This is a genomic window from Lysinibacillus sp. ACHW1.5 (assembly GCF_022014815.1).
Taxonomy (GTDB): Bacteria; Bacillota; Bacilli; order Bacillales_A; family Planococcaceae; genus Lysinibacillus; species Lysinibacillus capsici.
On the sequence record NZ_CP091777.1, the window covers coordinates 2,149,717 to 2,171,518 of the forward strand.

The 21,802-nt window shown below is 38.2% G+C and carries 21 protein-coding genes, 1 pseudogene and 1 riboswitch; of the genes and pseudogenes, 15 read left to right on the plus strand and 7 right to left on the minus strand.

All coding sequences use genetic code 11. The features are described from left to right. Nucleotides 1–225 precede the first annotated feature (225 nt). The 9 genes from L6W14_RS10615 to L6W14_RS10655 all read left to right on the plus strand — a co-directional run bounded on the left by L6W14_RS10615 (nt 226) and on the right by L6W14_RS10655 (nt 12,438). Nucleotides 226–2,253 carry a diguanylate cyclase domain-containing protein gene (locus L6W14_RS10615; RefSeq protein ID WP_237900751.1) on the plus strand — a complete coding sequence of 676 codons (2,028 nt, stop codon included), beginning with the start codon at nt 226–228 and terminating at the stop codon, nt 2,251–2,253. 113 nt (nt 2,254–2,366) lie between these two features. Next, nucleotides 2,367–3,041 (plus strand): response regulator transcription factor, encoded by a 675-nt coding sequence (locus L6W14_RS10620; RefSeq protein ID WP_237900753.1) that lies wholly within the window; start codon nt 2,367–2,369, stop codon nt 3,039–3,041. Continuing rightward, on the plus strand, nt 3,038–4,423 hold the full coding sequence (locus L6W14_RS10625; RefSeq protein ID WP_237900756.1) for a HAMP domain-containing sensor histidine kinase: 1,386 nt from the start codon (nt 3,038–3,040) through the stop codon (nt 4,421–4,423). Before L6W14_RS10620 ends, L6W14_RS10625 begins: the two co-directional genes overlap by 4 nt. Nucleotides 4,424–4,655: 232 nt before the next feature. Beyond that, nucleotides 4,656–7,481: a 2-oxoglutarate dehydrogenase E1 component gene (locus tag L6W14_RS10630; RefSeq protein WP_237900757.1), complete on the plus strand. Its 2,826-nt coding sequence runs from the start codon at nt 4,656–4,658 to the stop codon at nt 7,479–7,481. 90 nt (nt 7,482–7,571) lie between these two features. Beyond that, complete coding sequence (gene odhB / locus L6W14_RS10635) at nt 7,572–8,834, plus strand: 2-oxoglutarate dehydrogenase complex dihydrolipoyllysine-residue succinyltransferase (protein ID WP_237900759.1); 1,263 nt, start codon at nt 7,572–7,574, stop codon at nt 8,832–8,834. A gap of 340 nt (nt 8,835–9,174) precedes the next feature. Further along, nucleotides 9,175–9,361, plus strand: a riboswitch (Lysine riboswitch). 119 nt (nt 9,362–9,480) lie between these two features. After that, nucleotides 9,481–10,338: a transporter substrate-binding domain-containing protein gene (locus L6W14_RS10640; RefSeq protein WP_004230114.1), complete on the plus strand. Its 858-nt coding sequence runs from the start codon at nt 9,481–9,483 to the stop codon at nt 10,336–10,338. Nucleotides 10,339–10,508: 170 nt separating this feature from the next. Next, on the plus strand, nt 10,509–11,234 hold the full coding sequence (locus L6W14_RS10645) for an amino acid ABC transporter permease (protein WP_004230111.1): 726 nt from the start codon (nt 10,509–10,511) through the stop codon (nt 11,232–11,234). Nucleotides 11,235–11,246: 12 nt separating this feature from the next. Then, nucleotides 11,247–11,978, plus strand: a complete 732-nt coding sequence (locus L6W14_RS10650; protein WP_004230107.1) for an amino acid ABC transporter ATP-binding protein — start codon at nt 11,247–11,249, stop codon at nt 11,976–11,978. Nucleotides 11,979–12,240: 262 nt separating this feature from the next. After that, on the plus strand, nt 12,241–12,438 hold the full coding sequence (locus tag L6W14_RS10655; protein WP_237900761.1) for a DUF6501 family protein: 198 nt from the start codon (nt 12,241–12,243) through the stop codon (nt 12,436–12,438). A gap of 48 nt (nt 12,439–12,486) precedes the next feature. On the opposite strand, the gene L6W14_RS10660 is transcribed toward L6W14_RS10655, so the two are convergent. Further along, a complete protein-coding gene (locus L6W14_RS10660; RefSeq protein ID WP_009371332.1) occupies nt 12,487–13,554 on the minus strand; it encodes a toxic anion resistance protein in 1,068 nt (355 codons plus the stop codon). Next, on the minus strand, nt 13,551–14,201 hold the full coding sequence (locus L6W14_RS10665; RefSeq protein ID WP_237900763.1) for a 5-bromo-4-chloroindolyl phosphate hydrolysis family protein: 651 nt from the start codon (nt 14,199–14,201) through the stop codon (nt 13,551–13,553). The genes L6W14_RS10660 and L6W14_RS10665 overlap by 4 nt, the downstream gene beginning before the upstream one ends. A gap of 411 nt (nt 14,202–14,612) precedes the next feature. Here L6W14_RS10665 and L6W14_RS10670 point away from each other — a divergent pair, with 411 nt between their 5' ends. Continuing rightward, nucleotides 14,613–14,825 carry a hypothetical protein gene (locus L6W14_RS10670; RefSeq protein WP_237900765.1) on the plus strand — a complete coding sequence of 71 codons (213 nt, stop codon included), beginning with the start codon at nt 14,613–14,615 and terminating at the stop codon, nt 14,823–14,825. Between the two features lie 94 nt (nt 14,826–14,919). On the opposite strand, the pseudogene L6W14_RS10675 reads toward L6W14_RS10670, so the two are convergent. From L6W14_RS10675 to L6W14_RS10685, 3 genes and pseudogenes are all read right to left on the minus strand, one after another. After that, nucleotides 14,920–15,177: pseudogene (locus L6W14_RS10675) on the minus strand (CPCC family cysteine-rich protein). A 111-nt stretch (nt 15,178–15,288) separates the two neighbouring features. Further along, nucleotides 15,289–15,570, minus strand: a complete 282-nt coding sequence (locus L6W14_RS10680) for an acylphosphatase (RefSeq protein ID WP_237900768.1) — start codon at nt 15,568–15,570, stop codon at nt 15,289–15,291. A 45-nt stretch (nt 15,571–15,615) separates the two neighbouring features. Continuing rightward, nucleotides 15,616–17,343, minus strand: a complete 1,728-nt coding sequence (locus L6W14_RS10685; protein WP_237900771.1) for a globin-coupled sensor protein — start codon at nt 17,341–17,343, stop codon at nt 15,616–15,618. A 123-nt stretch (nt 17,344–17,466) separates the two neighbouring features. On the opposite strand from L6W14_RS10685, the gene L6W14_RS10690 reads away from it, so the two are divergent. The 3 genes from L6W14_RS10690 (at nt 17,467) to L6W14_RS10700 (ending at nt 18,940) form a co-directional block, all read left to right on the plus strand. Further along, nucleotides 17,467–17,751 carry a DUF1033 family protein gene (locus L6W14_RS10690; protein WP_237900772.1) on the plus strand — a complete coding sequence of 95 codons (285 nt, stop codon included), beginning with the start codon at nt 17,467–17,469 and terminating at the stop codon, nt 17,749–17,751. 222 nt (nt 17,752–17,973) lie between these two features. Beyond that, nucleotides 17,974–18,174 (plus strand): cold-shock protein, encoded by a 201-nt coding sequence (locus tag L6W14_RS10695; protein ID WP_004230088.1) that lies wholly within the window; start codon nt 17,974–17,976, stop codon nt 18,172–18,174. 274 nt (nt 18,175–18,448) lie between these two features. Then, a complete protein-coding gene (locus tag L6W14_RS10700; RefSeq protein WP_237900774.1) occupies nt 18,449–18,940 on the plus strand; it encodes a YkvA family protein in 492 nt (163 codons plus the stop codon). Nucleotides 18,941–19,001: 61 nt separating this feature from the next. Here the strand turns inward: L6W14_RS10700 and L6W14_RS10705 are convergent, their stop codons facing one another. Both L6W14_RS10705 and L6W14_RS10710 read right to left on the minus strand, forming a co-directional pair. After that, nucleotides 19,002–19,817, minus strand: coding sequence for a S1C family serine protease (locus L6W14_RS10705; protein ID WP_237900775.1), 816 nt, complete (start codon nt 19,815–19,817; stop codon nt 19,002–19,004). A 58-nt stretch (nt 19,818–19,875) separates the two neighbouring features. Next, entirely contained in the window at nt 19,876–20,514 is a 639-nt protein-coding gene (locus L6W14_RS10710) for a hypothetical protein (RefSeq protein WP_237900777.1), read from the minus strand. Between the two features lie 171 nt (nt 20,515–20,685). On the opposite strand from L6W14_RS10710, the gene L6W14_RS10715 reads away from it, so the two are divergent. Then, nucleotides 20,686–21,156, plus strand: a complete 471-nt coding sequence (locus L6W14_RS10715; RefSeq protein ID WP_237900779.1) for a DinB family protein — start codon at nt 20,686–20,688, stop codon at nt 21,154–21,156. Between the two features lie 80 nt (nt 21,157–21,236). Further along, on the plus strand, nt 21,237–21,794 hold the full coding sequence (locus L6W14_RS10720; RefSeq protein WP_237900781.1) for a TetR/AcrR family transcriptional regulator: 558 nt from the start codon (nt 21,237–21,239) through the stop codon (nt 21,792–21,794). The last annotated feature ends 8 nt before the right edge of the window (nt 21,795–21,802 follow it).

The following is a 21,802-nucleotide window of genomic DNA, read 5'->3' on the forward strand; positions in this document are numbered from 1 at the left end:
CAATTTTATCTAATATTAATCATTTATCTACATCTTTAGTAGGGTTAATGGTTTGTTATAATAGGTAATATATCAAATATTATCCTTAAAAGGATATAATTTTTATGATTCTAGAAAGGTAATTTTTTATTTTTATGTTATAATAGTAGTATTATTTTTAATCTAACAACACATACATACGTACATTTCTATCATGATGGCAATGGCTTTTCTGGAGGTGACAGCATGGAGTATATTTTAAGCGAAGATTTCTTTAACACATTATTTATTGGCAAGGATTTTGTTTTTCTCGTGAAAAAAGTAGGGGACGATTATCAATATATTCGCTTAAATCAAGCAGCTCAAGATCTGTTATCGAATGAGGCGATTGGCAAAATGATTTCGACCGTTACCTCAAAGCGTAATTTTTTGATCATTCAGAAAAATTACCATGAGGCCATTAGAGAACATAAACAGGTTGACTATGTAGATTATGCATATGTTCAGTCGGAGGTTCGTAAATATGAAACATCCGTCAGACCATTGAAATATAAGAACGAAGACTATATTTTAGCCATCACGAAGGAAATATTCTATGACCGCAGCATTGAAGATAAATTTTTATTTATGCGGTCCATGTTTGACCATGCCTTCTTCTCAACAGTCATTTTGTCGGCTGAGGGATTGATATACGAAGTGAATTCAAGTTTTATGGAAGATTTTCAATTAGATAATGAAACCGTCAAACAGAAAATGTTTGTGGATTTACCGATTATTCCAAAGAAAGAAGTTGAACAAATAAAAATTTGTTTACAAAAAGCTGCAAGAGGGGAAAACGTTGGCGAGAAGTTTATTAAATTGCATACATTGGACCAGCAGGAACGCATGTATTTACTGTCACTATCACCAGTGATGCAGGATGATAATTCCTTTGCCATATTTCTTATCATGCAAGATTTTACACAATTTACTTTACAAAAAGCAGAATTACGTTCGAAGTCTCACGGGCTAGAGGTATTTAAATCTGCATTAAATTCAGCTACGGCTATAACTGTATTAGATCATAAGGGTAGCATTACCGAAGTGAGTGATATGTTTTTACAGGCTTCTGGCTACACGGCGGAGGAGTTAATCGGTCAGCCCTACACATTGATTGAACCTCGATTCCATGGGCAAGACCTTTTTCAAATAATCGAAGATAAGCTGGATACGATGGGAATGTGGCGTGGAGAACTGTGCTATCGAACGAAATATCATGCCGATTACTGGGTAGAAGCTACCATCATTCCATTAAAAGATGAGTTTGGTCAAATTGAACAAATTTTAACCATTAACTATGATATTACGGATAAGAAAAGAATGTTCACAGAACTAAAAAATATTGAACGTACTTTCCGACTCATCACAGAAAATACAAATGATTTAATTGTGATTACAAATGAGGACGGCATCATTATTTATGCTTCCCCTTCCTATGGTATTTATTTAGGTTATGAAAATGTAGAGCTACAAGGACAGTTTTACAGTGACATTATTGATCGAGAAAGTAAAGGAGAATGGCAAACATTCTTAAATAATTATACAGGGCAAACAGATTCACAGTTTGAGCTTTTACTGAAGGCGAAAGATGGAACACCGATATGGACAGAAGGAAATGTCACGGTTGTGCACGATCCTGACCGTGAAAAAGTTTCCCAAATTATGATGGTGTCTCGTGAAATTACACATCGCAAAGAAAGGGAAAATGATTTGCTATATCTAGCCTATCATGACGCTTTAACACAGCTACCTAATCGGCGTTTTTTAGAAAAGGAGTTTCCTAAAATCCTAGCAGAAGCAAATGACAATCAAACCTGTGTGGCGATGCTCTATATAGATGGTGATGATTTTAAAGAAGTAAATGATCGCTTTGGCCATGAGACGGGCGATGCGTTTATTCAGCGATTTGGCAGTTCCTTGAACAAAACAGTTCGAAGCCATGATATGGTTATTCGAATAGGTGGCGATGAATTTATTGTCATTCTAACTGGCTTAACAAGAGATCAGGAAAAAAGACATCATCAAATTATGCATATTATTCGACGAATACGTGATGAATTAGCAGAAGGCTGGATGATAGAGGATCATCTTTTTACACCAACTGCTTCAATTGGCATTGCCTATTACCCAGACCATGCTCAAACATTGGATGAGCTAATGGATTTAGCTGACCAAGCATTGTATAAATCAAAAGAGTCGGGGAAAAACAACCTCTCCATTTCCGACATACACTAAAAAAGTCTGTTCACAAGGTTTTCCTTGTGAGACAGACTTTTTATTTGATGTTATGCTATAACAGTATAGGGATAAAAATCCTACATCGTTATTTTGGAATAGAAGGTGATACGATGTCTAAAAAGATATTGTTGGTAGAAGATGAAAAGCATATCGCTCGTTTTGTTGAACTTGAATTACAGCACGAAGGCTATGAAGTGAAAACTGCCTTTGATGGGCGAGAAGGATTGGCTTTGGCAACATCTGGAAATTTTGATGTACTTTTACTGGATGTGATGTTACCCAGTATTAATGGGATTGAGATTTGCCGTCGTATCCGAACACAATCACAAGTACCGATCATTTTATTAACGGCACGAGATGCTGTGATGGATCGTGTAGCAGGACTCGATGCAGGGGCTGATGACTATATCGTCAAGCCTTTTGCGATTGAAGAGCTGCTGGCTAGAATACGGACAATTTTACGTCGTGTCACGCCAGAGCAGACAAGCAGTGCATCTTTATGCCTACGGGATATTGAAATAGATGTAGCGGCCTATGAAGTTTTCGTTCAGGGGAATAAACTTGATCTAACAAAGACAGAATATGACTTATTGAAACTATTAATCGAGCACAAAAATAGAGTATGTACACGAGAGCATATTTTAACATCTGTCTGGGGCTATGATACGGATATCGAGACCAACGTGGTCGATGTTTATATCAGACATTTACGTACAAAGCTCCCTGGGGCGATGAATGATTATATTGAAACCGTTCGTGGTGTTGGGTATGTGATGCGAGAATGAATAAGTTAAAAAATTATTTACGTCAGCAATCCCTGCAGAAAAAATGGATGCTGACCTCAAGCAGCGTTATCTTTATTAGCTTTACGATTATTTGTGTAGTCGTCTATCTTTCTCTGCATACATGGTTATTAAACGATGAGGAGAGTAAAGTCAATCGGACAAGTAAGGATATCATCTCTTTTTTAGAGTCCCAGGGTCCTACAATTACGATTCAGCAAATTCAGCAAAATACAGGCTTGCTTAAATCGATTGCGGATCGTGATGAAACGGTCCGAATATTTAATGCTGATGGGGTGGATATTTTACGAATTAATGATACCTCTGCTGCTGCACCACTTAATTCGTTGCAAGAAATTTTTGAGATGACCATTGATAAGCAGGATGTATTGGTCATCAATGAACCGATTCGGATGGGCTTTTTCCAAGGCTATATTCAAGTGATTCATCCGTTAACTAGTTTTCAATCTCTCATGCGTTATCTCTTGACAGCCATGCTGATTGCAGGGATAGGAGCCTTAGTGTTATCTGGCTCTATTGGCTATTATCTAGCGAACTATTTAATGAAGCCACTACACGAATTGCGTGCATCCATGAAAACCGTGATGGATCAAGGATTTAAGGAGCCTATACAGCTAACCTATACATCACATGACGAAATTGGTGATTTACTGAAGATGTACAATGCCATGATGAATGAGCTGCAAATCTCATTTACCCAGCAGCAGCAATTTGTCGCCGATGCTTCTCATGAGCTGCGTACGCCGATTCAAGCAATTGAAGGGCATCTTTCTCTTTTAAAAAGATGGGGCAAACATGATCCTGCCATATTAGAGGAATCTATTAATACCTCCTTAACAGAAATTGCTCGTATGCGCAAAATGATTGAGGAATTATTAGAACTTGCACGGCGTGAGGAAAAAGATGAAACAAGTGAGGCCAATGCATTAGTGGTCATCGAAGCAGTGATGGATGAGGTAAAGCTTGTTCATCCACAAGCGCGAATATCGCTGTCGAAACATGGTGAAATTGGTCCGTTATTTATCACCGAAAATGCACTAAGTCAAATCGTTCGTAATATAATAGAGAATGCCATTCGTTATTGTGAAAAAATTCCTGAGATACAAATTTCTATTTCTGTTGCTGGAAATTATGCATGTTTAGAAATTGCTGATAATGGTATAGGAATAGCACAAGACAATATTCCGTTTATCTTTGATCGTTTTTATCGAGTGGATGAAGCAAGAAATCGCCAAATTGGGGGCACAGGCTTAGGACTTAGTATTTCGAAGATGTTACTTGAAAAATACAATGCCACAGTAGAAGTCAAGAGTGAGGTTAATATTGGAACCGTTTTCTTGCTGAAAATCCCGCTAAAATATTAAGAAAAATACACGCTTTATTTCATTATTCTATCCTTTGCGAAAAAAATTGCTTAATTTGCTAAAAAGAGTTGTATTTTTTGTGAAGAGTAGTAAGATTGAGATGGAAAAAACGTTCTTTAAAATATGGAAAAGTAGTGTGAAACATTCTTTTAAAGAACGGCTAAATATTATATAATTAATTGCAATTTAATTAATGGAACTGCCGAAAGGCAAAATTTGGAGGTCATTTTTCATGTCGAACAACGTTACAACTGTAAGTTCTCCATGGTCAGCTTTCTCTGGTCCTAACCTAGGATATGTGATGGAGCAATACGACTTATTCTTACAGTCTCCTGAAGAAGTAGAACCGGAGTTAGTTTCTTTATTCCAACAATTTGGTGCACCAGTAGTAGTAGAAGGTGAAGTAGCTGTAGCTAGTCATACAGCAGCGGCTCCTGCTGGCGATTACAAAAAAGTGTTAGCCGCTGTAAAACTAGCAGATACAATTCGTTCACGCGGTCATTTAGCGGCAGATATCTATCCTCTGAAAAACCGTGAACTACAAACAGCTCAAATTGAAGAAAGCGCGTTCAACTTAAGCGCTGCAGATTTAGCTGAAATTCCTGCAGCAATCTTCTTCAAAGATGTGCCAGCAAACGTGAAAAATGGTAAGGATGCAATCGACTATTTAAAAGCTATTTATACAGACAAAGTAGCATTTGAATATGGTCACGTAGTAGCTACTGAAGAACGTGATTGGATTCAAGCGCAAATTGAATCAGGCTCATTCAAACAAGCATTATCTGCGGATGAGAAGAAAGCCTTATTAGATCGTTTAACTCGCGTTGAAAATTTTGAGAAATTTATTCATAAAACATTTGTAGGACAAAAGCGTTTCTCTGGTGAGGGCTTAGATACGCAAATCGTACTATTTGATGAAATCATTAAAACAGCAGAAGCAAAAAATGTGGAAAACGTACGTATTGGTATGGCACACCGTGGTCGCTTAAACGTTTTAACACACATTTTAAATAAACCTTATGACATGATGTTCTCTGATTTTGCACATGTTTCCAATGATTTATTTATGCCAGAGCATGGCCGCCTTGAAATTACAAAAGGTTGGACAGGTGATGTGAAATACCACATGGGTGCTTCTTTCAACCGTGAATCCGGTATGAATGTGAAATTGGCTTACAACCCATCTCACTTAGAAGTGGGCAATCCAGTAGTACTTGGGGCTACTCGTGCCACACAAGATGATACATCTAAACCAGGGCAACCTATTTTTGACCGTACAAAGGGCTTAGGCATTCTTGTACACGGTGATGCTGCATTCCCAGGTCAAGGGATTGTAACAGAAGTGTTAAACTTCGCTAAAACAGAAGGCTTTACAACAGGTGGAACAATCCATATTATCGCAAACAATATGATTGGATTCACAACGGAACATTATGATTCTCGTTCTTCTGTGTATTCTTCTGACCCTGCAAAAGGCTATGAAGTACCAGTAATCCATGTCAATGCAGATAGCCCAGAGGCAGTAGTGCAAGTCGGACGTTTTGCGGCAAACTACCGTCAAACATTTGGCAAAGACATTATTGTGGACTTAGTAGGTTACCGTCGCCATGGTCATAATGAAACAGATGACCCAACAGTGACAAACCCAGAAACATACAAATTAGTGTCTAAACATGAAACAGTTCGTGCATTATATGGTGCACAATTAGTGGCAGAAGGTCTTGTAACTGCTGATGATGTAGCAGCACTAGATACAGCTATCTATGCAGAAATGCAAGCAGCCTATGACCACGTCAAAGAAATGGCTGAAAAAGATGACCATCATCATTTAGAAATGCCAGAAGAATTAAAAGTAGAGTTCCCACAAATTGATACAGCAGTAGGTGCGGAACGTTTAGAAAAAATCAATGAAGAGCTTTTAGTGTTTGAAGAAAACTTCGAACCACAGAAAAAGCTTGGTAAAATCTTAGAAAAACGCCGTGATGCGTATGCGTCTGCAAAAGTTGACTGGGGTCATGCTGAAACATTAGCATATGCAACGATTATTCAAGATGGCACACCAGTACGCTTTACAGGTCAAGATGCACAACGAGGTACATTCTCTCAACGTCACTTAGTACTGCATGATAAAAACAACGGCAATGTCTTCACACCACTACACCATATTTCTGGTGCGAACGCATCCTTTACAGTACACAATTCCCCGCTGACTGAAGCTGGGGTGGTAGGCTTTGAGTATGGTTACAACCTAGAAAATAGCCATGTACTAACAGTATGGGAAGCACAATTCGGTGACTTTGCCAATATGGCACAAGTGATGTTTGATAACTTTATTTCAGGGGCACGCTCAAAATGGGGCCAAAAATCTGGTCTAGTAATCCTTTTACCTCATGGTTATGAAGGTCAAGGTCCAGAGCACTCTTCAAGCCGTATGGAACGCTATTTACAAATGTCAGCTGAAAATAACTGGTTTGTAGCGAACTGTTCAAATGCAGGAAACTACTACCACTTATTACGCCGTCAAGCAGCATTATTAGGTACAGAAGGGGTACGTCCACTTGTAGTCGTATCACCAAAATCATTATTACGTCACCCACTAGCAGCGGCGAATGCTGAGCAATTAGCAAATGGTTCATTCCAAGAAGTGATTGAACAACCAGGCTTAGGGGCTAAACCAGAAGCTGTAGAGCGTATCGTTTTAGGTACAGGTAAAGTGATGATCGACTTAGCAGAGCGCGTGAAAGATGGCGAAGGCTTCGATCACCTACACATTATTCGTGTAGAACAACTTTACCCATTCCCAAAAGAGCAAGTAGCTGGTATCATTGCTAAGTATCCTAATGCAAAAGAGATAGTTTGGGTACAAGAAGAACCTAAAAACCAAGGCTCATGGAATTATGCATTAGAAACATTATATGAACTTTCAGAAGGTAAAAAACTTCGCTATGTAGGCCGTCCTGCAATGAGCTCAACTTCTGAAGGGGATGCAGATTCTCATAAAGCAGCACAAGCAGCTCTTATTGAAGAAGCGGTTGCTGAGCCAGTAAAGGTTAAATAATATATATCAATTTTTGAAACCGGGCTACTTGCCCTTAAGCAGTAGCCCTTCTATGTGCGTCATGCACGTTAATCAAAGGAGGAAATGAAAGTGGCTGAAATTAAAGTCCCTGAATTAGCAGAATCGATTACAGAAGGTAGTATCGCACAGTGGGTAAAAAAAGTGGGCGATCGCGTTGAAAAAGGTGAATTCATCGTTGAACTTGAAACAGATAAAGTAAACGCTGAGATCATTTCTGAAGAAGCAGGTGTATTAACACAAATTTTAGCTGAAGAAGGCGATACTGTACTAGTTGGTCAAGTTATCGCAGTAGTAGAAGCAGGCGAAGGCGCAGCAGCAGCTCCAGCAGCGGCAGTACCAACTGAGGCAGCACCTGCACCAGCAGCGCCACAAGCAGCACCTGCACCAGTTGCAGCAGCTCCAGTAGTAGAAGAAACTTCTGGTGAGCGTGTAGTTGCATCTCCAGCAGCACGTCGTCTTGCACGTGAAAAAGGTATTGACCTTGCAGCGGTATCTCCAGTAGATCCACAAGGACGTGTACGTGTACAAGATGTAGCAGCTCATGGTACAGCACCAGCTGTAGCACCAGCAGCAGCACCTACATCCGTAGCAACTTCAGGTGGCCCAGTAGTATTCACACCAGCAGCTAATTCTGACCGTGTAACAATTGAAAAAATGAGCCGTCGTCGCCAAACAATTGCAAAACGTTTATTAGAAGTTAAACAATCAACAGCAATGTTAACAACATTCAACGAAATTGACATGACAAACATCATGGCACTTCGTAAACGTAAACAAGAAGAGTTTGTAAAAGCAAACGACATCAAACTTGGTTTCATGTCATTCTTCACTAAAGCTGTTGTTGCAGCATTGAAAAAATATCCATACGTAAACGCTCAAATCTCTGGCGATGAAATTCATTTAAATAACTTCTTTGATATCGGTATTGCTGTATCAACTGAAGAAGGTTTAGTCGTACCAGTTGTACGCGATGCAAATAGCAAAAACTTTGCAGAAATCGAAAAAGATATTGCTAACTTAGCGACAAAAGCTCGTGATAAAAAATTAGGCTTAAATGATATGGCTGGTGGATCATTCACAATCACAAATGGTGGTGTATTCGGTTCATTAATGTCAACACCAATTATGAACGGTACGCAAGCTGGTATTTTAGGTATGCACTCAATTGTAAACCGTCCAGTTGCAGTAAATGGTGAAGTTCAAATCCGTCCAATGATGTATGTAGCACTTTCATACGATCACCGTATCATCGATGGTAAAGATTCTGTAGGATTCTTAAAAACAGTTAAAGAATTAATCGAAAATCCTGAAGATTTATTATTAAATTCATAATGCCATTAAACCCTGCGAACAATGTTCAGCAGGGTTTTTTGTATGACGAAAGGTATTGATCGATTCTATGCTTGAAAGAGTACGAATGTTACATCGTTTAGAGGAGCAAAGAAAGAAAAAAACGCAACTTTTCTCACATATAGAACATACGCTATAATAAATATTTGTTGTAATTTTCAGAAATATCAATAAAAGTTTAATGATTTAAAGTGGAAGCAGAACGCACAATATCCTAATATTGTCATTAGTCAGAAAAATGTTAAAATCGTCTTGACGAACATATTAGTTTTATAGTAGTATCTAAATATCAATTAAATAAACAAACCTCACGAATTGTTACCAGTGAGGTAGAGGCGCGGTATTTATTAGTTCATTGTTGAGTAAAAGCAAGCGAAGACGCAATGAAGAAGGAAATATCGCCGAAGTATAAAAGGAGCTCGTACTTTTATACTGGGTCTGCAGTGAATAAGTGCAGGACTGTCCTAGTAAATGGATTTCCAGATTTACTAGGTTGTGCTATCTCGGAAACATGGAAATTATAGTGAGGATTTGGGCAACTGTCATAAAAGGTAAGACCTAAGTTCAATATACTTAGGTCTTTTTTAGTACAGTTGTCTTATTTTTTTACAGAAAAGGGGAGTTTTTCATGAAAAGAAAATGGTTGTTAGTAATGATCTCTATCATGACGGCAATTGTGCTAGCTGCATGTGGCACAAGTGACAAAAAAGAGGGCGGTTCAAGTGATGCTGGAACTGACAAAGAAGAAGGCGGCGGTGAATTCCGAATTGGAATGGAGGCTGGCTACCCACCGTTCAACTGGACACAGCAAGACGATGCAAATGGCGCAGTGAAAATTGCGGATAATGCAGAGTACGCAGGTGGCTATGATGTACAAATGGCAAAGAAAATCGCTGAAGGTCTAGGCAAAGAGTTAGTCATTGTTAAAATGGAGTGGGACGGTTTAGTTCCAGCGCTACAATCAAACAAAATTGATGCAATTATTGCAGGTATGTCACCAACAGAAGAACGCAAGAAAACAATTGATTTTACAGAAAACTATTATACTTCTGATTTTGTTATGGTTATTAAAAAAGGTAGCAAATATGAAGGCGCAAAATCGATTCAAGACTTCTCAGGTGCTAAAATTACATCACAATTAAATACATCAAACTACACAGTTATCGATCAAATTAAAGGCGTAGAAAAGCAAACAGCAATGGAGAGCTTCCCAGCAATGCGTGTGGCGTTAGAAGCAGGTAAAATTGATGGCTATGTAGCTGAACGTCCAGAGGGCATTTCCGCTTCTGCTGCCAACGATAAATTCACCTATGTAGCATTTGAAGAAGGCTTTGATACAGACCTATCAAATACTTCAATTGCTGTAGGCTTACGTAAAGATGACGCAAATCGTGAAAAAATCAATGAAATCCTAAAAGGCATTTCAGAAGATGATCGTCAAGCGATTATGGAAGAAGCTATTTCTCAACAACCAGCAGCACAATAATGACAGGGCACGGACTAGCAATTAGTCCGTGCATGATCATTTCATCATTATCAAAATGAGAACCTCTCTACATAATGATAATGTCCTAGCGTGACAAATCATAGAATGGTAGAAAGAGCTAGGACACAAAAGAAATAAGCGAGCAAGATGACATTGTTAGGAGGAACATCATGAGTCTTGAGTGGATACTTTCAATTATTGAAAACAACTGGCAAATGTTTTTACGAGGTGCGTATTATACGTTACTGATTTCAAGTATTAGTACAATTATTGGTGCATTTATCGGATTTTTCATCGGAATTATGCATACGATTCCAGTTCGTAAAAAAGGTGTGAAATTTTATAGCTTAAAGCTCATTAATTTTATACTAACATGCTATGTTGAATTTTTCCGTGGTACACCAATGATTGTACAAGCTATGGTTGTCTACTACGGATTAGATATCGCATTCGGTATCGATATGCACTTTATTACTGCAGGTATTTTAGTCGTTTCCCTCAATACAGGGGCCTATATGGCAGAAATTGTTCGTGGCGGTATTGTATCCATTGATAATGGTCAATACGAGGCAGCATCAGCAATTGGCATGAACCACTTCCAAATTATGCTTCATGTTGTCTTACCACAAGTAGCGCGTAATGTTTTACCAGCGACAGGTAACCAATTAATCATGAATATTAAAGATACAGCCGTATTAAATGTCATTGGAGTAACGGAATTATTCTTCCAAACAAAATCAATTTCGGGTAACAACTTCCGTTATTTCGAATCATTCTTCGTTGCATGTGTTCTTTATTTCATCATGACATTTACCGCATCTCGCATCCTTCTGTATGTTGAAAAACGTCTAGATGGTCCTGATGCCTATCAAAAAGAACAAAAAGAAGCCGTATAGGGGGACGCACAAATGGCAGTCATTAAAATCGAGCATTTAAGTAAATCATTTGGACGTAACCAAGTGTTAAAAGATGTAAATTTCCAAGTGGAAAAAGGAGAGGTAGTTTGTTTAATCGGCTCCTCTGGATCTGGTAAATCCACATTGCTTCGTTGCATAAATTTATTAGAAACGCCAAGTGGCGGTCAAATTATTTATAAGGGGGAAGACATCCTAGATGAAAAGCACAATATTCAAGAATATCGCACACATTTAGGCATGGTGTTCCAGCAGTTCAATTTATTTAACAACCACAATGTCATAAGTAATTGCACAGTGGGCCAAATCAAAGTGTTAAAACGTTCGAAAAAAGAAGCAGAAGAAACGGCGCTTAAATACTTGAAAATCGTTGGCATGGATCAATATGTGAATGCCAAGCCACGTCAACTCTCAGGTGGACAAAAGCAGCGTGTGGCCATCGCTCGGGCCTTATCTATGAATCCTGATGTAATGCTATTCGATGAGCCAACATCTGCATTAGACCCAGAAATGGTGGGTGAGGTGTTAAAGGTAATGCGTCAGCTAGCAAACGAGGGCAATACGATGCTCATTGTGACACATGAGATGGAATTTGCCAAAGAAGTAGCAGATCGTGTTGTCTTTATGGATAAAGGTGTAATTGTGGAAGAAGGCCCTCCAGCACAAGTATTAGTCAATCCACAACATGAACGTACAAAGGAATTTTTAAAGCGTACATTAAAATAAGCACAAAAAAGTGAGTCCAACCTGTTGGACTCACTTATTTTCTAGAATTCCATTCTGCATAAAGTACAAAGCAGATTGCGAATGCTACAGCAATAATAAAAAACCATTGCGGTACACCACCAAAACTCATCATAACACCTCAAATATTCATTTTTTTGGATAGAATAGGTATAGTATTTCTTTTTTCTCCACAAAAGACCAAAAATATTATAAAATAAGCAATAGACATTAGCTTTTGCTAGTAAAGAGAGGTAGAGAGAATATGTTACATTTAAAATGGAAAGATGCGCCAACATTACGAACGGTTACATGCAAACATACAAATGCATCGAAATACTTAGTATCAAACGTATTAACAGTAGGGAAAGAATATGAAGTGAAAAATGAAACAGAAGAGTTCCTTTTTATCATCGACAACACAGGTAATGTCGGTGGCTATTATAAAGATTATTTTGAATAAAAACAAACAGGGTGGGTCAGAGCATTTGCTGAGCCACCCATTTTTTTGTTAATCTCGCTGATAGCTGCTAGCACCCGCCACATCCTGTAGCTGTTGTTTCTCTTGTTCAGTTGCGGTATGCAGGGCAAAAACATCTTTAATTGCTGTTTGTAGCTCTTGCTGTGTTTCTTTAAACTTCGAAACTTGCTGTTCAAACGTGGGACTTGAGAAGCGATCATGAGCCCTTGATAATCGCTCCTCTAAACGTGCATAATGATGATCCATATGCATCGACAGCATCATCGCCAGTTGGTTTTTCCAGAGCGGAATCAAGGTAACGATAGAAAACTCAATTTTTTCAGCTAATGTTTGATTGGCCTGCTGAATCATACGTATTTGAGGAGCTGTTTGCAGAGCGACTTGCTGTGATACCTGTAAATCATAAATACGTTGATCCAGTCTTTCGATTTGAGCAGCAAAGTCATTTAATTGCTGAATCGCAAGTGGCTGTTTGGTTGCTTGGACACTCGTTATTTGTGCAGGTAGCTCTACCTCAATGGCTTGCTGCTTTTTCATCTGTCCTGCGGCAATGGCCGTTGCCAATTCCTCAAAAAATCCTCGATTATGGGCATAAAGCGCCTCTAAGTTTTCAACATCTTTGATCAGCTGAAGCTGTGCACGTTCCAGCTGAACACCAATACGTTCCACCTGTATACTAATACGTTCAAATTCTGTGAGTGTTTGCTTCACATTAGGCTCGGTTTTGCCAAAGATTTTTTTGAAAAAGGTTTGCTTCTTTGGTTCCAAAGCAGTCGGATCTACTCGATCTAACGTCTGCATTAAAGAATCAAGCATTTGACCAATTTTAGTGACATCCTTTTGCTTTACTTGAGCAAGCATGCGGTCAGCAAATTGAGACAGAGCTCGCTGTGAATCTTGCCCAAGGGACAGCAATGATTCAAAATCAGTCAAATCGATTTGACTGGCATACAGTAATGCACGACTTTGTGCAAGAGGCGATAGCGTTTCATAAGTCGCCATCGCCTCGTTTTGCGGAGTTGTTTCTAAATAGGATTGGACTAGTGGAGAAAGCCCTGGTATGGTATTTAGTTGAAATGCGTGTTCGTTTGCTGTCATTTATCATCGCCTCGCCAGTCCAATTGTTCTCTACGTCTAAGATTGGAACGATTTGCGAATTCAATCTCCATTTGCAGATGATCGATATCATTTGCTAGCGCATCCTTTAAATCAATTTGAATTGTGTCATTCAAATCAGTTAGGGTTTCACGTGTTTTGGATAAAGTTATTTGAATTTCCTTATCCTTCACAGGCTGCTTGGAAAGCATCGTATATTTATCCGTTAATTCCACAGCAGAAGGTAAGTGTGCATAGAAAAATGGTTCCACATTATAAAATTTACGTGGGTCTGTCTTGACGATTTTGACGATATTTTTGGAGATGCGCGTCATTTCAAGTAGTTGTTTAAAAGCAGAAACAGAACGTACACGTAAATAGTTTTGACTCAATGTTTGAATATGCTTATTAGCTGTTAATACTTGTGTTTCAATGTGTTTGAATTCTTCTTTTGTGATGCCTGCTATTTGCATGACTTTCTTTTTTTGTCTATGTTTCAGCAACGCTGTACTCGTCGCATAGGAACCCGCAAACAGTAAACCACCAAGGAAGAATCCAGGATTTGCCGCAATTGCTGCGATAGAAACAGTTGTGAGCGAAATAAGAAAGCTGGCACTATGTCTAGAGAAAAACTGTCCGACACTAAGCATTGTTTCATCCTCCTTGCTTTTCAATATGTCTATCTTCTTATACGAAATAATCGACATAAAGTTTCATTGAAAATTAATCCCTTACATAAATTTTACTGCTATTTGTGAACTTTCTCAATGATAATACATAGAATAAGTGAGTTGTTTCGATGAATAAGTCGGTTTTGCTATCCTAATGAGCCATTCTGACATGGGAATGAGCAATTTTTTACATCTCGGTCACTGAATAGAGGAGCGTAATTTGATTCAAGAGCGGCTTCTGCCTCAAAGCGAGCGGTTAAGTGAGATCGATGAGCGGCTCCAACTCGAAAAGGAGCGGTTTATTCTCTAAGAAGACCTTCAACCAAAGTAAAGGTCTTGTATGAAACCTTTTCCAAATGAATTCGTAACTAATACAAAGGGGGATATAGGATGACGAAAATTTTTCTGGTGTCTATTACAAAAAATATGGATGAATCGGTAAGTGAACAGAAAGTGAAAGAAAAAGCCTTTGAGAAAAAATCAAAATTAAAAGCCTATTTAAACAAAGAAGGCTATATGAAGGAATCTAAAAATCAATATGTGAAAATCACTGATGAATCAATATTAGTTGCTGCCATTCAAAAAATAAAAATCAAAAAATGATGATAGGTCATGTTCTTAAGAGCATGACTTTTTTGATTTCAATAAAAAGGAGAGACGTCGTCATTCAAAAAACTCATAGTCCAGAGTCAGCTCTCTAGAAAAATAGCTTCCAATTTGAATCTTTTTCGTTTGGTTTTCTTACAAACGCAATACATCGTTCTTCGCACGCACCAAATATATTAAATTTTTTCTGTGCTTGCCTTAAGGATGGCGTATTAGCTCCACCTCCAAAGTCATAATCATTAAATGGAATGCCGTCATCTTCCCAAAAACAAATTTCACATATCTCCTATGTACCTAGTGGTTTTCCGTTCAATGTCTTATACCCGCAACAAGGACAAGTAAATTTCACTCCCAAATATTTTTCGATAATTTTATCATACTTCCTATGGGACAAAACGCCATGTTGAGATTAAAAATTGTTGAACCTATCTCTAAAACAACACGACAAAAAAGCCAGACATTAAACTATGTCTGACTCCATACGTATATAGCCCTTTAAATCATCGTATAATTCTAAAGAAAATGAATTGGAATCGGCTTGAGGACTAACGCCTTTTTGGACAAAAAGGAGAAATTCATTCAGTGCCTTTTCTGAGCCCTCCACTTCCACTTCAATTTGATCTGCGTCATTCAATCGACAGTATCCTTTTAACCCTAATTCAATAGCTTTTTGCTTGATGAAGAATCGGTAGCCTGTGCCGTAGACATCACCAAAAAATTTTATACTTGCTCGTTTGTTCAAGGGAATACCTCCTACTTAATGGAGGAGAGGGGTGAACCTCTCCTTTTATTGCATGACACGTTCTTTTTCTAAATAGGCAATTAAGTTATTAATGTGATAGAGTACATGCTTAGATGCCTCATCGACCTCTTTTAGATGAACATCAGCTTGCTCGATGTGACCTGCTTTATGGGCTTCAGCTGCAAGCTTCGCTGATTCATGGACGCGTAAATGATAGCCATCTAATTCATGATAGTCCTGTAAATGACCGAAACGTTCGACTGTACGAGGCGCTGTGTACCATTTGCCAAGTCGACAGTCTCTATGAGAAGAAACATCGCTTGGATCAACGTTTTCTAGGCCTAGGAACATGTTATAAATGCGCCATTTCCATAAAATATGATCCGCCTTCGATAATTGTAGTAGGGCAATAGATGAAAGCTGTACATTATTGTTAGCAATAAGATCATTACGGAAACGGTTAATTTCTTTCCCTAATAAATGAATATCGCTGGATGTATTATGACTATAATCACGAATATCTTCCTGCAAGCTTGAAATTTCAATCATTCTTGCTGAAACTTCATCAATCGCGGCTGCTTGTTCCTGGGAAATGGCAGCCGTATTTGTCACATCTAAATTAATACCCTCAATCGCTTGAACAATGGCATTTAATAATGGTAACGAATCTTTTGCTTCAACGGTTGCTTCTTTAATAATAGCTGTCGTATCTGTAATCGAGTTAGAAACATCATTCGAATAACTCTTTAAATGATGAACATTTGCGGATACTTCACTTAGCGCAGCTACCGTGTTTTCAGCAAGCTTTCGTACTTCCTGTGCAACGACCGCAAAGCCTTTCCCATGTTCACCTGCACGCGCTGCTTCAATGGAGGCATTAAGTGCGAGTAGATTCGTTTGATCGGCAATTTGATTGATTAATGTGACAACCTGCTCAATATCATTTACCCTTTTTTGTAATTCTGAAAATGAGTCAACAATGGATGTAAAGGTCTCTTCTGTTTTAAAAATCTCCGATAGGGCATGCTCAATAGCGTTTTTACCTTTTGTAGCATGGTCAACAGATTCAGTTGTTTTCTCTGATATATGAGAAGACATGCGTGCAACCTCATTGATAGAAGCTGCAATCTGTTCTGTTGCAGCAGTAGAGGATTGAATCTCTTCATTTTGCTTATCTAGGCTAAAAACTAAATCCTTCATGTACATAATTTTGGCATTGACATCCATTAAAGAAGATACTTCTCCTACCACATTTTCAATAATGCGTTCAGTTAACACTTCCACTAATAATTCTTGATCGACATTGACTGCGGATTGGAAGGATTTCATATATTGAAATGCTTTATTTGGCTTGATACCAAAATTGTATAAAATATATGTAGTAATATAGAAGGCAAATTGGTTGAAGACAACAATTAATTTACCAGGCTCGTATTGATGCTTGCGAAATAGATTGAAAAATTTGACAGTTTCATCTACATAATGATCATCACGAGTTGCTAAGAAAAACTGTGTTAAGTATTGATTAATATTTTCTTCACTAATGATTAATTGAGAGGTAGGGGATATCTCGCTTAAATAATGATGAAAAATGGCATTCATGGAAGGGGAAATGTCTTTGAGCTTTTGATAGAGTGCCTGTAAATGCTCCTCATCTTGTGAATTGAAATGATTGAATGCCAGTGTTTGGTAAAATCGGCCTGTTGCATGTAAATCTGTACCACGTTTTAGTAGTTCTTCTAGCTCTGCTTTAGGTCGAATACTTGAAAACATAAAAATACCTCCAAAAAGTATGTATAATAAGGTAATAATAGCATAATTCAGGTGGTTTTAATAGACATTTCAGTTGTGTTTGCTAAAATGAAACTATCTTATGACAGCAAGGAATGGGCAAATATGTATACAATTATTTACATGAAAGCGGACTATGAGCCTTGGTGGAAATTTGAAGGCTGGGAAGCTTATATTCAAACTGAAGATACATTTGACACGAAGGAGCTCTTTGATCGTGCATTACAGCAAAAATTAGCGCATTTTCGTTCCTCTTACGATAATGAGGCAACGAAAGAGGAGCAGTATTGGGCTTTTTGGTCTGAGGATGAAAGCTTTTACTGTGAGGCTTGCGATGATGATGCACAAGTATATCATGGAATAATTGCGTGTAAAATAGAAGAGAAGTAAAAAAATTTTGAAAAAAAGTAAAAAAGATTTTTTCTTTATTTGACAAAATTATGGATGGCAGTTATACTTAACTTAACAATTTAATTGCTTCACCGGAAACATGAATTCACATATTACAAAAAGTGATCGCGTTAGTTCGGTACTCTTTGTAATATGTGAATTTTTTTCAATCGCTGAAGAAATTACATATTGTTCACTTTTATTTTTTGGAGGTTTTCTTAAATGAAACAAGGTACAGTAAAATGGTTTAACTCAGAAAAAGGTTTTGGATTCATCGAAGTTGAAGGTGAAAACGACGTATTCGTACACTTCTCAGCTATCCAAGGCGAAGGTTTCAAAACTCTTGACGAAGGTCAAAAAGTGGAATTCGAAGTTGTAGATGGCAACCGCGGACCACAAGCTGCTAACGTAACTAAACTTTAATTCTCAGTAATTAAAATTACTTTCGTTAAACCCAAGACATCCTATGCAAATAGGATGTCTTTTTTGTATTATTTGCAAGTTTAAGGATTACAAATCCTGTTTTAGGTTAAATATATAGTAGTGGCGGATAGCCATGCAAAAGTAAAGGATAGCGCTATAAAAGTAGCGGATAGCCATGTGAAACTGGAGGATAGCTGCACAAAAGTAGCGGATAACCCCATAAAATGGAGGGTAGCCCCGCCAAAATAGCGCATCGTTGTAAAGAAGGAGGCAGATGAATGTGAATATTGAAGAAAAATTGCCTGAAGAACAGGAGCAACAAGATTTTTATCAGAAACTACGTACAAAATTAGTAGCTTTCCTTGGGTCGAAAAAGGGAAAAAGTAACAAGTTTACTCCGTATTTAATGTTTGTGCCTGATTTATTTCATTTGTTAATTAAAACAGTAACCGATGCGGGTGTAGATAAAAAGAGTCGTGCATTAATTGGGGCATCCATTGCGTATTTTGTATTACCGATGGATTTAATGCCAGAAGGACTGCTAGGCTTTGGTGGCTATTTAGATGATGTTGTACTAGCAACTTTTGTGGTAAATACCATTATTAATAAGTTGGGTCCAGATGTAGTGGAAAAGCATTGGACAGGGGATGACAAGCTTTTACATGTGCTACAAAAGGTTGCAGAAGTGAGTGATGAGGTTGTCAGTAAAATTCCTGTAAAATCGCCAATTGCTCAGTTCGTCAAGCAAGAAAGTAAAGATAAATAATAATATTATGTAAACCTAAGACACCCTATAAAAATGAACCTGCTTATTAGAGGTTCATTTTTTATTGCTCTTCTAATAAATTTCGGAGTTGTTGTACAGGTACAAATAGACCAACATTTCCAATGGGCTCATATTTCATCGTGGCAAAGATAACCCCAATGACCTCACCATGTTGATCGATTACAGGGCTACCACTATTGCCCCGATAAACAGGAGCTTTTAGCATCCTAACTGGCTCCTGCCAATCTTCTAATTGAATGGCTTCTAGCAATGTTCCTTCATTAGCGATGCCGGTGAAAGCAAGTGGATTTCCAATAAAATAGACATGTTCATTTACAGTGTAAGGTGGATCTTCTGCAAGAGGTAGATAGGGAAGTTGCTCAGCTTGCACCTGTACAAAGGCTAAATCTACGGCTGGATAGCTCTCGATTAATGTTGCTTCCATCAGTCCCTCATCAGGAAAGACGACTGATAATGTTGTGGCATGTTCGACAACATGGGCGTTGGTGACAATCAGACCATCTGGTGAGATGGCAAAACCAGTGCCTTTACTGGAGCCTCTTGAAATTTCAACGACTGCCTTTTTATAGGTTTGTATATCTTCTTGTGCAGAGAGCCGCGTTGAAACCTTGATAAATTCAAGCGCAGGTATGGAGTAGATTTGAAAAATGAGGGCAAATGTATTGAAAAACAGCATTAGTGCCATACCCCACACGATCCAGCGTACAAGAGGCTTTTGTTTTTTGGGCTTTTTTCCATAAATGCGTTCTTCTCGCGCCTGTGCTAAGGCTTTTTGCTGTTCCTCAAGTACAAGTTCAATAAATTCTTCTTCCGTTAATTCATCTTGCTTTGGTGTTGCGTTATGTATATCACTCATTGATTGGCCTCCTTTGCTAAAAAACAGACGCCCAAGCAGGACGCCTGTTTTCTTTCAATTATTCTATTTTTTGCAAGGTTGATGTCACAACAAATGGCTCATCTTGCTCTGTTTCCATCGTATCCTCTTTGCGAATTAGACCAATGTCCTTTGCAAAATATTTGGTTGTGGTCATTTGATCTTCAGTGCGACTTAGCTGGATGACATCTTGATAGACCGTTGTACCAGTATCAACAGTAGCGGTCGTTGATTCAATGGTCCAACCTTCAAAGCTTGTCCCGACTTGTAAAGGCTTTTGAAGTACGGTTTCCAGTACAGGATAAGAAGCTGCCTCAGCTGCACTTGGCATGCTTGGATTACTGTCAACAGGTTCTCGATAGACAAGATCAATACTTGTATCCGTTATGCGGTAGATTTTTAATAGTGTCACACCACCATTATCCTCTATTTGTACGATATGCTGTGTATCGAGGTAGGTAGTTTTTAGTGTGAAGCTAGCAAATTCATTTCCTTCCCCTTGAAAAGAAGCAACAGATCCATCAGGTGGAAAATAGGAGAGAAGTGACGCTTGATCTTGTTCCACTGCTTGCTTGTCTTCCACAGATGGTGTTGGAGCTGGCACAGGCTCTTCCTGAACTTCTTCACGACAGCCAGCCAGTAAAAATACTACAGAAAGTACTAGAACAGGGTATCTCATGAGCACACTCCTTCGCTATTTTCTTTCATTATACGTGAATGAGGAGTGTTATACGAATGATATGTGGGTTTCATATAATAATATTATTATGTAAACTATTTAGCGAAAACTTGTAACAGCATGGAAAATTATCTATGATAGAAATGAAGTGAAAAAATGGGGGGTAAACATATGTATAGACATGTAGATGATTTTTTACAGGAATGGTCGAATGCATCTAATGGAACATTAAACGTATTACAGGCTTTAACAGATGACAAATTAGATCAAAGTATAGTGGAGGGTCACAGTACACTTGGCTGGTTGGGCTGGCATTTAGTCGGTTCAGCAGGTTATTTTAGTTATTTAGCAGGCTTAAAAGTGCCAACGATTCGTCAAGAAGATCCAGTACCAACAACAGCTGCTGAAATCGTAGCTGCTTATGAAAAGGTTGCAAAAGGTGTAAGTGAGGCAGTCGCAAAGCTTTCAAATGAGGACTTATTAGAAGTTGTCACTGGTTTTAAAGCTCCAATGCCAAAAGGCGCTGTATTACGTGTATTAATCGATCATCAAACACATCATCGTGGACAAATGACAGTCTTATTGCGTCAAGCAGGCTTACCAGTTCCAGGTGTTATGGGACCAACAAAAGAAATGCAATAAGCAGTGATGCAGCAGATAAATTATTGATCTGCTGCATTTTTTAAATTGACACTTACCTACTAGTAAGTTAGTATAAAGCCATGACAAATAGAAAATCACAAATTATTGAATTAACATTGAAGAATATTCAAGAAAAAGGTTTCACATCATTTAGTTATGATCATTTAGCAAAAGAGCTAGGCGTTACAAAAGCAAGTATTCACTATCATTTTGAAAAGAAAGGGGATTTAGGTGTTGCTGTTTGCGAAAGAATTCAACAAGGATTAGAGAGAACTTTTACATTGATGAAGGAGTCCACTTTGCCAGCTGAGGAAAAGCCATTTGCCTTTATTATGCAGCGAATAAAATTTCTAGAGCAAGACGGCATTTGCCCTATTTCAGCTTTACAGGCAGATTATCAAGAATTACCGCAACCAATGCAAGAAAAGCTTCAGCAGCTTAGTCAAATGGAAATCAATGTCTTTGTTGAGCTATTGAAAGAAGCTAAACAACAGGGCGCACTCCAAGCTACTAATGATTTGGAGGCTCTAGCTGTATTACTTATTTCAAGTACGAAAGGGGCATTACAATATAAACGTGTTGTAGGAGAAGCGTTCTTTCAAAAGATGCTGGAGCAATTAAATGAACTGTTAAAGTAAGACATGAA

What these genes read in the sequence shown, in the direction of transcription:
- L6W14_RS10690 (WP_237900772.1), top strand. Translation starts at nt 17,467, where the DNA reads ATGTATACAATTATTTACATGAAAGCGGACTATGAGCCTTGGTGGAAA.
- L6W14_RS10715 (WP_237900779.1), top strand. Translation starts at nt 20,686, where the DNA reads ATGTATAGACATGTAGATGATTTTTTACAGGAATGGTCGAATGCATCT.
- L6W14_RS10625 (WP_237900756.1), top strand. Translation starts at nt 3,038, where the DNA reads ATGAATAAGTTAAAAAATTATTTACGTCAGCAATCCCTGCAGAAAAAA.
- L6W14_RS10660 (WP_009371332.1), bottom strand. Translation starts at nt 13,554, where the DNA reads ATGACAGCAAACGAACACGCATTTCAACTAAATACCATACCAGGGCTT.
- L6W14_RS10695 (WP_004230088.1), top strand. Translation starts at nt 17,974, where the DNA reads ATGAAACAAGGTACAGTAAAATGGTTTAACTCAGAAAAAGGTTTTGGA.
- L6W14_RS10615 (WP_237900751.1), top strand. Translation starts at nt 226, where the DNA reads ATGGAGTATATTTTAAGCGAAGATTTCTTTAACACATTATTTATTGGC.
- L6W14_RS10645 (WP_004230111.1), top strand. Translation starts at nt 10,509, where the DNA reads ATGAGTCTTGAGTGGATACTTTCAATTATTGAAAACAACTGGCAAATG.
- L6W14_RS10655 (WP_237900761.1), top strand. Translation starts at nt 12,241, where the DNA reads ATGTTACATTTAAAATGGAAAGATGCGCCAACATTACGAACGGTTACA.
- L6W14_RS10705 (WP_237900775.1), bottom strand. Translation starts at nt 19,817, where the DNA reads ATGAGTGATATACATAACGCAACACCAAAGCAAGATGAATTAACGGAA.
- L6W14_RS10685 (WP_237900771.1), bottom strand. Translation starts at nt 17,343, where the DNA reads ATGTTTTCAAGTATTCGACCTAAAGCAGAGCTAGAAGAACTACTAAAA.
- L6W14_RS10670 (WP_237900765.1), top strand. Translation starts at nt 14,613, where the DNA reads ATGACGAAAATTTTTCTGGTGTCTATTACAAAAAATATGGATGAATCG.
- L6W14_RS10710 (WP_237900777.1), bottom strand. Translation starts at nt 20,514, where the DNA reads ATGAGATACCCTGTTCTAGTACTTTCTGTAGTATTTTTACTGGCTGGC.
- L6W14_RS10640 (WP_004230114.1), top strand. Translation starts at nt 9,481, where the DNA reads ATGAAAAGAAAATGGTTGTTAGTAATGATCTCTATCATGACGGCAATT.
- L6W14_RS10650 (WP_004230107.1), top strand. Translation starts at nt 11,247, where the DNA reads ATGGCAGTCATTAAAATCGAGCATTTAAGTAAATCATTTGGACGTAAC.
- L6W14_RS10720 (WP_237900781.1), top strand. Translation starts at nt 21,237, where the DNA reads ATGACAAATAGAAAATCACAAATTATTGAATTAACATTGAAGAATATT.
- L6W14_RS10630 (WP_237900757.1), top strand. Translation starts at nt 4,656, where the DNA reads ATGTCGAACAACGTTACAACTGTAAGTTCTCCATGGTCAGCTTTCTCT.
- L6W14_RS10700 (WP_237900774.1), top strand. Translation starts at nt 18,449, where the DNA reads ATGAATGTGAATATTGAAGAAAAATTGCCTGAAGAACAGGAGCAACAA.
- L6W14_RS10620 (WP_237900753.1), top strand. Translation starts at nt 2,367, where the DNA reads ATGTCTAAAAAGATATTGTTGGTAGAAGATGAAAAGCATATCGCTCGT.
- L6W14_RS10665 (WP_237900763.1), bottom strand. Translation starts at nt 14,201, where the DNA reads ATGCTTAGTGTCGGACAGTTTTTCTCTAGACATAGTGCCAGCTTTCTT.